At 30.7% G+C, this 14,498-nt stretch carries 12 protein-coding genes; 8 read left to right on the top strand and 4 right to left on the bottom strand.

Annotated elements, in window-relative coordinates; translation table 11 throughout:
* Positions 1-394 precede the first annotated feature (394 nt).
* From ACREVX_RS14765 to ACREVX_RS14755, 3 genes are all read left to right on the top strand, one after another.
* Positions 395-2,473 carry a thioredoxin domain-containing protein gene (locus ACREVX_RS14765; RefSeq protein ID WP_431544983.1) on the top strand — a complete coding sequence of 693 codons (2,079 nt, stop codon included), beginning with the start codon at positions 395-397 and terminating at the stop codon, positions 2,471-2,473.
* A gap of 511 nt (positions 2,474-2,984) precedes the next feature.
* A complete protein-coding gene (gene argS / locus ACREVX_RS14760; RefSeq protein WP_431544982.1) occupies positions 2,985-4,694 on the top strand; it encodes an arginine--tRNA ligase in 1,710 nt (569 codons plus the stop codon).
* A gap of 173 nt (positions 4,695-4,867) precedes the next feature.
* Complete coding sequence (locus ACREVX_RS14755) at positions 4,868-5,575, top strand: ribonuclease H-like domain-containing protein (protein ID WP_431544981.1); 708 nt, start codon at positions 4,868-4,870, stop codon at positions 5,573-5,575.
* Positions 5,576-5,660: 85 nt separating this feature from the next.
* Here ACREVX_RS14755 and ACREVX_RS14750 read toward each other — a convergent pair whose 3' ends face one another.
* The 3 genes from ACREVX_RS14750 to ACREVX_RS14740 are packed head-to-tail and all read right to left on the bottom strand — an operon-like array spanning position 5,661 to position 7,879.
* Entirely contained in the window at positions 5,661-5,816 is a 156-nt protein-coding gene (locus ACREVX_RS14750; RefSeq protein WP_431544980.1) for a FeoB-associated Cys-rich membrane protein, read from the bottom strand.
* Between the two features lie 41 nt (positions 5,817-5,857).
* A complete protein-coding gene (feoB, locus tag ACREVX_RS14745) occupies positions 5,858-7,621 on the bottom strand; it encodes a ferrous iron transport protein B (protein WP_431544979.1) in 1,764 nt (587 codons plus the stop codon).
* A 27-nt stretch (positions 7,622-7,648) separates the two neighbouring features.
* Positions 7,649-7,879, bottom strand: coding sequence for a FeoA family protein (locus ACREVX_RS14740; RefSeq protein WP_431545056.1), 231 nt, complete (start codon positions 7,877-7,879; stop codon positions 7,649-7,651).
* Between the two features lie 224 nt (positions 7,880-8,103).
* Between ACREVX_RS14740 and ACREVX_RS14735 the strand changes: the two genes are divergently transcribed.
* The 5 genes from ACREVX_RS14735 (at position 8,104) to ACREVX_RS14715 (ending at position 13,045) form a co-directional block, all read left to right on the top strand.
* Positions 8,104-8,781, top strand: a complete 678-nt coding sequence (locus tag ACREVX_RS14735) for a ribonuclease H-like domain-containing protein (protein ID WP_431544978.1) — start codon at positions 8,104-8,106, stop codon at positions 8,779-8,781.
* 185 nt (positions 8,782-8,966) lie between these two features.
* On the top strand, positions 8,967-10,670 hold the full coding sequence (ade, locus tag ACREVX_RS14730) for an adenine deaminase (RefSeq protein ID WP_431544977.1): 1,704 nt from the start codon (positions 8,967-8,969) through the stop codon (positions 10,668-10,670).
* Between the two features lie 84 nt (positions 10,671-10,754).
* The gene (locus ACREVX_RS14725) at positions 10,755-11,201 is read left to right on the top strand and encodes a prepilin-type N-terminal cleavage/methylation domain-containing protein (RefSeq protein WP_431544976.1); all 447 of its coding nucleotides are present in this window, start codon (positions 10,755-10,757) and stop codon (positions 11,199-11,201) included.
* A 197-nt stretch (positions 11,202-11,398) separates the two neighbouring features.
* Positions 11,399-12,181, top strand: coding sequence for a prepilin peptidase (locus ACREVX_RS14720; protein ID WP_431544975.1), 783 nt, complete (start codon positions 11,399-11,401; stop codon positions 12,179-12,181).
* Positions 12,182-12,454: 273 nt separating this feature from the next.
* The gene (locus ACREVX_RS14715) at positions 12,455-13,045 is read left to right on the top strand and encodes a hypothetical protein (RefSeq protein WP_431544974.1); all 591 of its coding nucleotides are present in this window, start codon (positions 12,455-12,457) and stop codon (positions 13,043-13,045) included.
* Between the two features lie 75 nt (positions 13,046-13,120).
* On the opposite strand, the gene ACREVX_RS14710 is transcribed toward ACREVX_RS14715, so the two are convergent.
* On the bottom strand, positions 13,121-14,350 hold the full coding sequence (locus ACREVX_RS14710; RefSeq protein WP_431544973.1) for a 6-phosphofructokinase: 1,230 nt from the start codon (positions 14,348-14,350) through the stop codon (positions 13,121-13,123).
* Between the last annotated feature and the right edge of the window lie 148 nt (positions 14,351-14,498).

Genomic DNA, 14,498 nt, shown 5'->3' with positions numbered 1-14,498 from the left:
CGATAGCACACCTTTGGAGACAATAAATTCAATATATAATAATGATAATTTTTTAACCGTATTTAGTAACGATATTTTGTTAGCAAAAAACAGTTTGGTATGGAAATATCAACTTTTTAAGTTACAAAAATGAAGATGAAAATATCATGAGACTTACAAGCTTAAATATTGCAAATGAACTAATGGATACTATTGAGGATAAAACAGCTAATTCCAAATTGGTAACTGCGGTGCAACAAAAACTATTTTAGAGTACAAAAGTTACTTGATAAGAAAATTTATATGTAATATTCTTTTATAAATCTTATATACTTACTGTTTATATTTAGAGACTTAAAGTAGTTACCTTGGGTATAATATTGTTAATACATATTTATAAGGAGTTGTTGTAGCTATGACTAATCCCGATACTATTAAAGAAAACAGAAAACCTAACAAACTAATTAATGAAAAGTCTCCATACCTTCTGCAACATGCATATAATCCAGTTAATTGGAATCCATGGGGAGAAGAAGCCTTTGCAAAGGCAAAATCAGAAGATAAACCAATCTTTCTTTCAATCGGCTATTCTACGTGTCATTGGTGTCATGTAATGGAAAAAGAATCATTTGAAGATGAAGAGGTAGCAGCTATTCTAAATAAATATTTTGTTGCGATAAAGGTAGATAGGGAAGAACGCCCTGATGTAGATAGTATTTATATGACTGTATGTCAAGCTTTAACGGGGAGTGGTGGATGGCCTTTAACTATTTTTATGACTCCAGATAAGAAGCCGTTTTATGCAGGTACTTATTTTCCTAAAGAAAGCAGACGTGGCACGCCAGGGATAATGGATGTACTTAGTTCGTTAGGTCAGCAATGGATTGAAGAAAGAGAAAATATTTTACAATCAAGTGAAAAAATAGTAGCACATATAAAGAGCATGGATACCAAAAGTAATTCTGTAGAGTTAGGCGAAGAACTTGGCGTGGATGAGATACATAATGCCTATAATAGCTTTAAGAATGTGTTCGATGAGGATTATGGCGGTTTCGGAAAATCTCCTAAGTTTCCATCACCTCATAACTTGCAATTTTTATTAAGATATTGGAAAAATTATAATGAACCTTACGCATTAGAGATGGTTGAAAAAACTTTAGAGGCAATGTACGCGGGTGGGATTTTTGATCATATTGGATTTGGATTCTCAAGGTATTCCACAGATCAAAAATGGCTAGTACCTCACTTCGAGAAAATGTTGTATGATAATTCGTTATTAGCATCTGTATATATTGAGGCTTTTGAAGCTACAGGTAAAACATTCTACAAGGAAGTTGCACAAAAGATCTTCACTTATATATTAAGGGATATGACATCCAGTGAGGGGGCTTTTTACTCCGCAGAGGATGCAGATAGTGAAGGCATCGAGGGTAAGTTTTATTTATTAACGACAGAAGAGGTTGCCTCAGTATTAGGTGAAAAGTCTTATAAGATTTATTGTGAACATTATGATATAACGAATATTGGTAATTTCGAAGGGAGAAACATTCCAAATCTCATCGGTAAAAATAGTAGATCTATGGTAGACAAAGATTTAGAGCGCGAGTTAGAAAAAATGAGACAAAAATTATTTGATTACAGAGAAAAGAGAATTCATCCATATAAGGATGATAAGATATTAACCTCCTGGAATGGGCTTATGATTGCAGCACTAGCATATGGTGGAAGAGTTTTTAGTGACAGCCATTATATAGATGAAGCACAAAAAGCTATGGACTTTATCTTAACAAATATGATTAATGATAAAGGAAGACTAATGGCTAGATACAGAGATGGTAATGTAGCCCATCTAGGGTATTTGGATGATTATGCATTCACGATTCATGCTTTAATTGAATTATATGAAGCTACATTTAACGTGAAGTATTTAAGTAAAGCTTTAGAGCTTAATATTAATATGATTAACGTGTTTAAAGATGAAAAGAAAGGTGGATTATTTTTATATGGAATTGACGGTGAACAGCTAATTGTTAGGCCAAAAGATATATATGATGGTGCAATGCCTTCAGGTAATTCAGTAGCTACTTTAAATATGCTTAGGCTTGCAAGGCTCAGTGCTAATAGTGAACTTGATAAAGAGGCATATAGTCAATTTAAAGCTTTTGCTTCAAAGGTTAAAACTATAGAAAGTGCCCATGCTTATTTTATGACGGCTTTATTATATAGCAATGTCACAGGAAAGGATATTATTATTGTAGGGGAAAAGGAGAATAATGATACCAAAGCTATGATTAAAGAAATTAATAGTAATTATCTCCCTTTTGCCACAGTTGTAATAAATACTGGTGAAGAGACATTAAATTCTATTAATCCCGAGTTAAAAGCACAGAAAGCATTGAATGGAATAGCAACTGCTTATATTTGTGAAAATTATAATTGTAAACAGCCTATAAGTGATTTGGGAAAATTCAAGGAAGTTATTAAAGATAAATAACATTTTTCAATTGTGAATTTTAAAAATTAATAAATTTGACAAATATCTGTAAGTGATGATATAATTTAGTGTATTATAGAGTGAATGTATAATGAATAAATTCTGTGAAAAGGACAGTACTTTCTTATTAATCTTAAAGCGAGTAAGGATAGAGTGTAAGCCTTATAGGATATAGGAAGTTAAATGACGGATCATTTAACAAAATTAATGTTATATTAATTTTAGGAAAAGAACCTTGGAGAAGCTGCCTCAACTGGTTAGAAGAAAATTTCTGACTCTTATAGGGCACGCCGCTAACTAGCGTTAAAATAATGAGTGGACTTTATAGTCAACTAGAGTGGTACCGCGGAAATATAACCCGTCTCTTTAATTAGAGACGGGTTTTTGTTATATTATAAAATAATGCAAAGTAGTGGGGAACAATTAATGATTGTTTTACCCCAAACGCCCACAGGAGGGCTAACAATTAATAATTGTTAACTACCCCAAACGGACACAGGAGGGAATTTTTATGGATTATAAAAAAATAGTTGCACAGAGGATTAAACAATTGGTGGATTTAGACATAGAAACTATAGAGAGCCTAATTGAAATACCACCAAAACCTGAGATGGGAGAGTTTGCTTTTCCGTGTTTCCAGTTATCAAAAATTATGAAAAAAGCACCTAATATGATAGCGAGCGATTTAAAAGAAAAGATTGAAAAAGATGGCTTTGAAAAAATAGAGTGTTTCGGACCTTACTTAAATTTTTTCTTAGATAAGGGAGTTTTTATTAAAGATACAGTAGAAAAAATATTAGAAGAAGGAGATTCTTATGGTTCATCAAAAATCGGTGAAGGTAAGAATATTGTAGTAGAATATTCATCACCTAATATAGCAAAACCATTTCATGTAGGTCATTTATTTACTACAGTTATAGGTAGCTCACTATATAAGATACTTTCTTTTGAAGGGTATAATTGTACTGGTATTAATCATCTTGGAGACTGGGGAACGCAATTTGGCAAGCTTATATATGCTTATAAAAACTGGGTAGATGAGGAAGCACTAGCTAAAGAACCTATAAAAGAATTATTAAGAATTTATGTTAAATTTCATGATGAGGCTGATATTGACCCAACACTTAACGAACAAGCGAAAATCTACTTTAAAAATTTAGAAGATGGGTCAGCTGAGGAAGTTAGACTTTGGACTAAATTTAGAGATTTAAGTCTTGTAGAATTTAAAAAACTTTATGATACATTAAATGTTAAATTTGATTCTTATGCTGGAGAAAGTTTTTACTGTGACAAGATGGATGATGTAATTCAAGATATAGAGAAAAAGGGATTACTTGTTGAGAGTAATGGAGCTAAGGTTGTAATGCTTGATGAATACAATATGCCACCTTGCATAATCAAAAAATCAGATGGAGCTACAATTTATGCAACTCGTGATTTAGCAGCAGCTACTTACAGAAAGAAAACTTATGATTTTTATAAAAACATTTATGTAGTTGGAAAAGATCAATCTCTTCATTTTAATCAAGTATTTACTACTTTAAAACTTATGGGTAACGAGTGGGCAGATGATTGTAAACATGTAGCTTTTGGAACAGTAAGATTTGCAGATAAAAAATTATCTACAAGAAAAGGCGATGTTATATTCCTTGATGAGTTATTAAATCAAGCAGTTGCTAAAACTCTTGAAATAATAAACGAGAAAAATCCTGATTTAGAAAATAAGGAAGATGTAGCTAAAAAAGTAGGAATAGGTGCTATTATATTCACTTATTTGAAAAATCATAGAGAAAGAGATATTGTTTTCAATTGGGAAGAAATGCTTAGTTTTGATGGAGAAACAGGTCCTTATGTTCAATATACTTATGCAAGAGCAAAAAGTATATTAAGAAAAGTTGCAGAAAATAGTGATAAATCTACAAATCATGTAGTACTAGATTATAATAAATTAAGTTCTAAAGAAGAATTTGAGCTTGTAAAGCAGTTAGAAGGTTTCCAAAACTCAATATTGTACGCCATTGATAAATTAGAGCCATCTATGGTTACAAGGTATGTTATTGAAGTAGCTAAGGCTTTTAATAAATTCTATAATCAACACAATATAGCTAATTTGGAAGATGAATCTAATAAACAAGCTAAAATTAAAATGGTAGAAGCAACATGTCAAGTAATTAAGAACGCATTAAACCTTATAGGAATAGAAGTTGTAGATAGAATGTAGAGTACACCCAATATTTACATAGAGCCGTGTTATTGTTCGATTTGCAATAACGCGGGTTTTAATGTATTATTGTATTATAGAAAAATGTAAAACTTGTTTAAGATTACGTTGCAAAAAGAAACACATTTGCTACGTAATGTATGCTTTTCTTTTTTTATAGATTAGGGGGAACTATGTATATCAAAGAATATCAAATTAAGGTTGTCATGCCCAGAGAGATTTTTAGTAAATTTAAGATGGACGCTATTGCATATTTAGACATTGAAGCTACAGGTTTTGATTTGGAATATGATAAAATAGTATTAATATCTTTAGGGTATTACATAAACAAAGATGAATTCAAAATTGTTCAATATTTTGCAGAATCGCCAAGCGAAGAAGAGAGTATTTTGAAAGAACTAAAAAAAACTATGGCTAGGTTTAAAACATGGTGTTCATATAATGGCACTGCCTTTGATGAACCTTTCATAATTAGAAAGATGTATAGATATGATCTTGGGTTTAGAATGCCTAGGGAACATATAGATTTGTATAAGTTTATAAGACCTTTTCATAAAAAAATGGGAATTAAAAATTGTAGTCTAAAAAGTGTAGAGCAGTTTATTGGCATCAATAGAAAAGATGAGATAAACGGAGCTATATGGGTTGAACTTTATAATGAATATCTTGAAAAACATGATGAAAAATTAAAGGAAATTCTTATGCTTCATAATTATGAAGATGTTGTTAATTTACCTAAAATATTTAATGTGATGAATATTATTCAAAATGATTTAGATCTTAAGAGAAAAGAAAAATTAGCTAAAAAACAAAAAGCTCTTATGAAAAATAATAGGAACACAAATGAACCATTAAAAAGAATTAATAGTCAACTATTATAAAGTTGTTTTATAAAAGTAAACTAGCGTATAGTTAACATATAAAAAAGTAGCATCAAGGTATATTTATATATCTTGATGCTACTTTTTATTTAATTTTATCTTGGTGCGTTGTATCACATTCATGAGTACAGCCTTTACAGCCAGTTCCACAACCGCAATCACCTTTTGCTCGCTTTTTTATATTGGTGTACAAAATATATCCTGCAGCAATAACAATCACACCAACTATAATAAATTCCATGCTAGCATCACCTCTTTATAGTTTATACTAATTATATTTTTTTACCCTATGAAAAGACTACCTACATTAAATATTATAAAAGAAACTACCCAGGCTAATATTAACTGATAGGATACAGAAAAAATCGCCATTTTATTTCCATATTCTTTTTTCATAGTAGCGATTACTGATACACAAGGAGTGTATAATAATACAAAAACTAAAAAACTGTAAGCAGATAATGGAGAGAAATAGTTAGATAAAGCATGTTGCAAATTTCCACTATATATAACGCCCATTGTACCAACAACAACTTCCTTAGCCATAAGGCCAGTTAATAGGGCTACTGAATTCTGCCATGTAGCAAATCCAAGTGGAATAAATATTGGGTTTATAAATCTACCAATACTAGCTAAAAAACTAATATTTATATCAACCATACCTGAAGTATTAAAATTTGATAAAAACCATACTATTACGGAAATTGAGAATATTATAGTACCAGCTTTCTTCAAAAATCCTTTTCCTTTATCCCAAGTATGTTTTAATAAAACTATTGGTTGTGGTAATTTATATTCAGGTAATTCTATAATAAAAGGTTCTTCATTCTTTTTAAACAAGGTATTTTTAAATAAAAGACCAATTCCAAAAGCTAAACCAATTCCCATTAAATATAATGAAAATACCATGACCGTTTCGTTGCCTGGGAAAAATACTGATGCAAATAATGCATAAACTGGAAGCCTAGCATTACAAGACATAAGTGGCACTAAAAGTGCTGTTAATTTCCTGTCTTTATCACTCTCTAGAGTTCTAGCAGACATTATTGCAGGAACAGAGCAACCGAAACCAACAATTAGGGGTATAAAAGCTTTACCTGATAAACCCATTTTTCTCATTAGTTTATCCATTATAAAAGCAGCTCTTGCCATGTATCCACTGTCTTCTAAAAATGAAATACCTAAAAATAGTGCAAGGATAACTGGTAAAAAAACTATTACGGAACCAACTCCGCCTATGATACCATCGATTAGTAGTGAAGAAAACCAAACGCTGTTGCTTGCAAGTAAATCAGTTAAAAATGGAACAAAATAATCATTAAGTAAACTATCTAGTATATCAGCTAAAGGTTGTCCAACCCAATTAAATGTAAACATAAATATTATAAATAAACTTATAAAAAATAGCGGGTATGCAATTATTTTATTAAGAACGATTTTATCTATTTTCTCGGAAACAGTGGTTTTATTAGTTACTTTTTTATTAATGCAAGATTTTAATAAGTCTTCAATGTATGCATAAGTTTCTTTTTCATCTTTAAACTTTAAAGTATTTAAAGAAGAAGTTATGTAATCTTTTTTTAGGAGGCAATTGTGAACATCAGAAATACCTTTACCTTTTGAAGCTATTATAGGTATTATGGTTACGCCTAATTTTTCGGCTAAAAGGTTGAAATTAATATCTATTCCTTTAAATATTGCTACGTCCACCATGTTGAGTACCAAAATTATAGGTTTATTAAATTGTTTTAATTGAGTTGTAAGGTATAAATTCCTATCAAGGCTTGACGCATCAACAATGTTTATAATTACATCAACTTTTCCGGTTTCTAGGAATTCTTTGGAAACTTTTTCTTCGTTTGAATAAGTGTCCATAGCATAAATGCCAGGTAAATCAACAATTTTAATTTCATTATCAATAAAACCTTCTTTTTTTTCTACTGTTACTCCAGCCCAATTACCTACGTATTGGTTAGAACCCGTTAGTGCGTTAAATAGAGTTGTTTTACCAACATTAGGATTACCTAGTAAAGCAGCAGTAATCATTTAAGACCTCCTTGTTATGTTCTCAGACTATAAGTATGATTTTTTAATATATATGTTTTTAGCGTCATTTTTTCTAATAGCTAAATTAAAACCACGTAAATTTACAATTAGAGGGTCGCCTAGAGGGGCTGCAGCTACTAATTTAACTTCAGTGCCTTCAATGAAACCTAATGCGAGTAATCTTTTTGCAAACTTATCATCGCCGCAAACTGAATGAATAAATGCTTTGTCTCCTGGCTTTAAATCATAAATGCTTATAACAATCACTCCTCAATGAAAATAATTCTCAATATCATTTTAACATGGTTATTTATTAGTGTCAATATAAAACAAACGGATAATTTATTAAATTTATCAAAATGCTTTCAAATAATAGTAGAAATGTGATAACATATGTATATCAGTGTTTTAAATTAGATAAGTATAAATTTTCAAATTAATGTGTTTTATTTTTAGAAAACTTAGTAGGAAAGAGTGATATTGTGATTACAAAATTTAGTAGTGTTAAAGTAGGGGAAATTTCAACGGACGGTTCATATGACATAAATGGAAATAAACAAATATTTAAAGATGCATTATTTTTTGATTTAGAGCATTATATTTATAAGAAGCCCATATGTATTGGAGTTTTTGGGTGTTGCTATTATGACGAAATAACTAATGAAATAAAGGTTACTCAATATATGGCAGAAAATAAAAAAGATGCAATACAAATATTATCTTTAGCTAAAGATTATTTTGAAGAAATGAAAATGAAATATAATAAGAAATATATTATTACATTTTCAGGGAATAATGATTTTACAGTTATAAACTATTTATTAAAAGCCCATAAAATTGATTTCATATTAGAGGGGTATTTTGAAGAAATAGATTTACAAAAATGTTATGAAAAATCTGAGGGTAAATGTATTGGTCTTAAAGCTTTAGAAAAGATATTTGAAATTGACCGCGAAAGTGAAGTAATAAGTGGATCTAATCTAGCTAAAACCTTTGGTAAAATAGTAAAAGATAATGATTATATAAATAGAATGCCTCCAGAGAAAAAAGAAAAAATACTTCTATATAATCAACAGGATGTTGTTAGTTTATTCTATATTTATGTTGATTGGTACAATAGAATAGGTTTAAAAACAGAGGAAAATATAACACAGCAATAGCTGTGTTTTTTTTATTTGTTAAATCATCTCCTTCGGAGCTGAAATGTCGTTAAAAAATTTATAATTAACTTATCAAAAAGGAATACTAAAGCGCATTATGTAATAATTTAATATAAGGATAACAATTTAGTGTAGACATAATAATTTAATATAATGATATTATTTAAAAATGAGGTGGGAAGTATATGGAGCAGGCTAAAAAAAACATTGATTCGGCTATGGGTAGAATTAAGGCGGATTTGGTTCTAAAGAATGCAAATTTTATAAATGTGTTTACAGAGAGTATAGATAAAGGGGATATTGCAATAACTGGAGATACTATTATAGGAATTGGACAGTACACGGGGGTGGTTCAAATAGATTGCTCGAATCTATATGTGACCCCGGGCTTCATTGATGCACATGTACACATAGAATCATCCATGATTATGCCCGAACGATTTGGAGAAATAGTAATTAAAAAAGGTGTAACTACAGTAATAGCTGATCCACATGAAATCGCGAACGTTTGCGGAATGAATGGCGTTAATTTAATGATAGATAATAGTAAGGAAGCGCCAATAGATATATATTTCATGTTACCATCTTGTGTTCCAGCTACAAAATTTGAGGACAGTGGATATGTGCTTAAAGCTGAGGATTTAGAAGAATTAATTAATAATGGTAAAGTTTTAGGTCTTGGCGAAGTAATGGATGTGCCTGCAGTTGTAAATAATGATGAGAGTATATTAAAAAAAATAGATGTGGCAAGAAATATGCATATTGATGGTCACTGCTCTAATATATCACCGAAGGAGCTTAACGCATGCTTAAGCTGTGGGATAAAAACTGATCATGAAAGTACCACTGTAAAGGAGGCATTACTAAAAGTTAGCAGAGGAATGTACGTAATGCTCAGAGAGGGATCTGCTGCAAGAAATCTAAAGGCCCTACTTCCAGCTGTTAATAATCGTAATTTCACAAGATTTTTATTTTGCACTGATGATAAGCATATAGATGATTTACTCGATATTGGATCTATAGATAACTGTATCAGGATTTCTATAAAACAAGGACTTAATCCTATAAAAGCATATATAATGGCGTCACATAATGCAGCTAAATGTTATGATTTAAAGGATAGAGGAGCTATAGCCCCAGGATATAAAGCAGATTTAGTATTATTTGAAAGCTTAAAGGCACTAAATATAATAAAAGTTATTAAAGATGGTAAAGAATATAAAGAAGTACCTGATAAAAAACAAGTTAGAATAAATGTTAAATCTTCTATGCATATGGATTTTATTGATAGTAAAATTTTTAAGATTGAAAGTAAAGCCTCAATTGTAAATGTAATAAAATTAATTCCGAGTTCCCTTGAAACTAAATTAGTGCATAGGAAAATAGAAAGCAAGCTTGGATATATAAAGAGGATGGTAGAAAAAGATATATTAAAAATAGCGGTAATTGAAAGACATCATAATACAGGTAAATATTTTGTCGGATTTATAGAAGGATTAGGATTAAAGCATTGCTCAATAGCACAAACAATTGCCCATGATTCTCATAATGTCATAGTAGTTGGGGACAATGATAATGATATGGAGGTAGCGGTTAATACGCTTGTTTCTATTGGTGGAGGAATAGCTATGGTGTCTGGCGGAAAGGTTATAGCGCAGCTCAGTTTACCTATTGCAGGAATAATGACATTTGAATCGCCGTATTTAGTTGCAGAGCATCTAAATAGGCTGAGTCGAATTGCTAGGGGGTTTGGCGTACGTGAAGAATATGATCCTTTTATTAGTTTATCGTTTATGTCGCTTCCTGTAATACCTGAAGTTAAAATTACATCTAGAGGGTTATTTGATTATAAGAAATTTGATTTTATAAAACTCTTTGTAAAGCAATAATAGAAATATATTGAATAAGAAACACTCTTTCTTGGCAATAATTGAGATATATAAATTTTAAATAGCTTAAGGAGGAGTATTTTTATGGCGACTATTTCAAAAAAAATTTTAAAACAAAACATGTTAAAAAGTATGAAAAAAAAGGGGTTTACTCTGATCGAGCTTATAATTGTTATTTCGATTATTGGGATTTTAACAGCAATTGCGGTGCCTAAGTTTAGCGGAATACAAAAGGATGCTAAAATAAAGGCTGATATTGCCAGTGCAAGAGTTATTGGAGATACAACAAATACACTTATTTATAAAGAGGGTATAACCAAATCAACTTATGCCAATGGACATTCTGTGGGAGACGAAATAAAATCGTATATTCAGGTGACTCCTTCCGTTAAGGCGGTTAGTAGCGGTGAGTTTTATGTTAAAATTGATAGTAGTGACAATGTTGAGGTTTATGTTCACACTGGTGCGGATGCCGTAGGAGTAGATTATGTTTTGTACCCTACACAGAGTGGGACCTATCCACCCGAATAATATGTAATTTAGTAATCTTATTTATTCGTTTATCCAAAGTTTATAAATATTTTTGATATTATAATTCCCCTAAATATGTTAAAGTAATAATGGAAATAAATACAATAGAGTTACAGTTTATATAAAACAACTTTAATATATATAAACAATGCTCTATTATATCTAAGTAGAAAGAAAGTTTAAGGGGGGATTTAACCGTGCAATTTATCTTTGTTATATATATTTTTATTTTTGGACTATTAATAGGTAGCTTTTTAAATGTATGCATATATAGAATTCCAAGAGGGGAGAATATAGTATATCCTTCGTCTCATTGCACTTCTTGTGGTAACGATATTAAACATTATGATCTTATTCCAGTGCTTAGCTGGGTTATTTTAAGAGGGAAATGTAGAAACTGTGGTGAAAAAATATCTAGTAGATATACACTGGTGGAACTAATGACAGGTATACTTTTTTTATTAACTTATTTTCAATATGGAATAGGTATTTACCTTCTACGATTTTTGGTTCTTATACCATTTTTAATAGTTATAGCTATGATAGATTATGATACTATGGAGGTATACACAACTACGACATGGGTTGCAATTGCTATGGGTTTTGTGCTCTTAGGAGCTAATTTTTACATAGGAGAACCAGTGGTAACCTACTTGTATGGTGGATTATTAGGCGCAGGTATTATAACTTTTATTATTTTAATGTCAAAACTTATTCTTAAAACAGAAGGTATGGGTTGGGGAGATGTAGAAATTTGTGGGCTTTGCGGCCTGTTTTTAGGATTTAAATTAACATTTGCTATGGTGTTCTTTTCTTTTATGATTGGTGGAATTATTGGCATTTATTTATTAAAATTTAAAAAGAAAAATGGTAGATCAGAAATGCCTTTTGGTCCATCTATTATAACGGCGACATTTATTATGATGATTTGGGGAGAAAAAATTTTAAATTGGTATTTAGGTACCTTCTACAGCTTTTAACGACATTTCAGCGACCAAGGAGATGATTTAATATTAGGAATAAAAAGGATTCTATTTCTAATATTTGTAAAATGTTAGTCTAAACATGAGGACGTATGCGATAACTAGAGTATAGCATGAATAGATTCAATAATTGGTAAACTATCTAGAATGGTGCTACTTGGCTATTTTGGCTAAGAGTTGTATAATAAAACATAACTGAATTGGTTATGAAGGGTTGATAAAATGCAAAATGTATTGCAGAGCATGAGTACTAAGTGGAAGGGAAAAACCATGAAACCGAAAAAAAGTGATTATCTTCAAAAAATTTACGAGAAAAACAGTATTACTGGAAATTACGTTATACAAGTAGCTATAGATAAATATACTGATATATTTAATGAATGGGATCGTGCTCCTTTTAAAAAAAGAGACATGGATCCGGATTTAGCAATTTTTCTTGAAAATTGTTTTGAGGAGATTCCAGCCAAACACGGAGTAGATATATGTTTTTATTTGCCTAAAGAAGAGAAAGATGTTAGTCGTGAAGAAGTTTTAATTGGGGGTATTAAAACCTATTACTCCTTCTACTTGCATCAAGAAATTAAAACCTTAAAGGAAAATTATCGTAGGTTATTCAAATATCTATTATCTTCATTTAGTTTGCTAGCAGTTTCTGTTTTTTTAAGTACAGTTATTGGTGATAATATAGTTTTAGGGACTATTCAACAAGGATTTAATATAGGTGGTTGGGTATTTTTATGGGAAGTTATATCAATTGTAGTATTTAGAGGACGTGAAGTTAGCTCTGAAATTAGTAAATACCAAAGATTTTTGAATTCATTAATTTATTTTAAATATGGTAATGAAAATCCATTGTCTTAATATTGAATGCACAGTGCTCTACGAAAAAAATTCGTAGAACACTGTGCATTATTTGGCTATATTTAAATTTCTGACCTATAACTCAAATGATTCCTCTAAAAATGTATATTTTGGAAGACCATTTTCTATTTCTATTTTTGGCTCACCAATTATTAATGGTAGAGTGTATTCGTATGCCTGTTTAGTAACATTATTACCTTGCGCATTAATCCATTCTTTAGGGAAGTATTTAATGTTATTTGCAACCTTTACAGCTTCAAGTGCAAAAGGCTCAGATTTATAAGGCAAATTCGATAGTCTTTTTATACCTATCATGTATCCGCTTATTCCATCAATTGAGTAATCGGCAGCAGCTTTACCTACTTCATATGCCTCATCAATATCTGTTTGGGATGCACAGTGCATAGAGCAACGTTGAATGGTAGAAAGTTCTAAAACTCTTACTTTCTGAGCAGTGTCAGTAGATAAAATTAAATTTTTAAGGTTGGAACAAACACCACCAAGTTGAGCGTGTCCAAATTTATCAAGACCTGTACCTTCTAGTTCCCCTAGGAATTTACCTTCTTTAGTTCTGATACCTTCAGATACTACTACGAAAACATGGTTTTTCTCTGTAAGTTTTTTCTTTACATCTTTTAAAAATTTCTCAGTGTCAAAAGCTACTTCTGGAAGATATATAAAATCAGCAGCAGGTTTGCCGTTTATTGTTGCAACGCAAGCACTAGCTGCGAGCCATCCAGTATCACGACCCATTGTTTCAAGGATGAAGACTCCTTTAGCAGGATACACGCTTGCGTCTAGGAAGTTTTCAAGAACAGATGTAGCAATTAATTTTGCTGCACTACCAAAGCCGGGTGTATGATCCATAATTGGTAAATCATTATCTATAGTTTTAGGAATACCAATGAATTTTACATCTTTATTATGTTGTTTTGCGTAAACACTAAATTTATGAACAGTATCTTGAGAATCATTACCTCCGATATAGAAGAAAGTCTTAATTTCATATTCTTCTAATATTTCAAATAGTTTTATATACTCCTGAGCATTTTCTTCAGATGGTTTTAATTTATATCTGCAAGAACCAAGACCAGATGAAGGTGTATATTTTAAACCTTTAACCTCATCATGGGTAAGTTTGGATAGGTTTACAATATGTTTGTTTAAAATACCTTGTATTCCGTTTATGCCAGCATAAACATTATCATAATATTTAGAACTAATATTTGCATCTAGTACTCCTATAGCACTAGCATTTATTACGGCAGTTGGACCTCCTGATTGCGCGACAATACAATTTTTCATATAAGAATCTCCCCTTTCGATATGATAGTGTAAACACTATCTTTGTTTTATTTATTTAAAACCCTGCTATTGCAAGGATTGTAGCTACTTTTAACAAAAAAAGCAATGACCCCCCTCTTTCTGGTATAATTGTTGTATCTAACCCAAC

It is taken from the genome of Clostridium sp. (assembly GCF_050717545.1).
In the GTDB taxonomy this organism is placed as follows: Bacteria; Bacillota; Clostridia; order Clostridiales; family Clostridiaceae; genus Clostridium_AD.
The sequence above is the reverse complement of the archived record's forward strand: the minus strand, read 5'-3'. Positions and strand labels throughout refer to the sequence as shown.

Excerpts from the sequence above, each read along its gene's own strand:
- ACREVX_RS14715 (WP_431544974.1), top strand. The coding sequence starts at position 12,455 with ATGAAACCGAAAAAAAGTGATTATCTTCAAAAAATTTACGAGAAAAAC.
- ade (WP_431544977.1), top strand. The coding sequence starts at position 8,967 with ATGGAGCAGGCTAAAAAAAACATTGATTCGGCTATGGGTAGAATTAAG.
- ACREVX_RS14755 (WP_431544981.1), top strand. The coding sequence starts at position 4,868 with ATGTATATCAAAGAATATCAAATTAAGGTTGTCATGCCCAGAGAGATT.
- feoB (WP_431544979.1), bottom strand. The coding sequence starts at position 7,621 with ATGATTACTGCTGCTTTACTAGGTAATCCTAATGTTGGTAAAACAACT.
- ACREVX_RS14765 (WP_431544983.1), top strand. The coding sequence starts at position 395 with ATGACTAATCCCGATACTATTAAAGAAAACAGAAAACCTAACAAACTA.
- ACREVX_RS14750 (WP_431544980.1), bottom strand. The coding sequence starts at position 5,816 with ATGGAATTTATTATAGTTGGTGTGATTGTTATTGCTGCAGGATATATT.
- ACREVX_RS14710 (WP_431544973.1), bottom strand. The coding sequence starts at position 14,350 with ATGAAAAATTGTATTGTCGCGCAATCAGGAGGTCCAACTGCCGTAATA.
- argS (WP_431544982.1), top strand. The coding sequence starts at position 2,985 with ATGGATTATAAAAAAATAGTTGCACAGAGGATTAAACAATTGGTGGAT.
- ACREVX_RS14725 (WP_431544976.1), top strand. The coding sequence starts at position 10,755 with ATGGCGACTATTTCAAAAAAAATTTTAAAACAAAACATGTTAAAAAGT.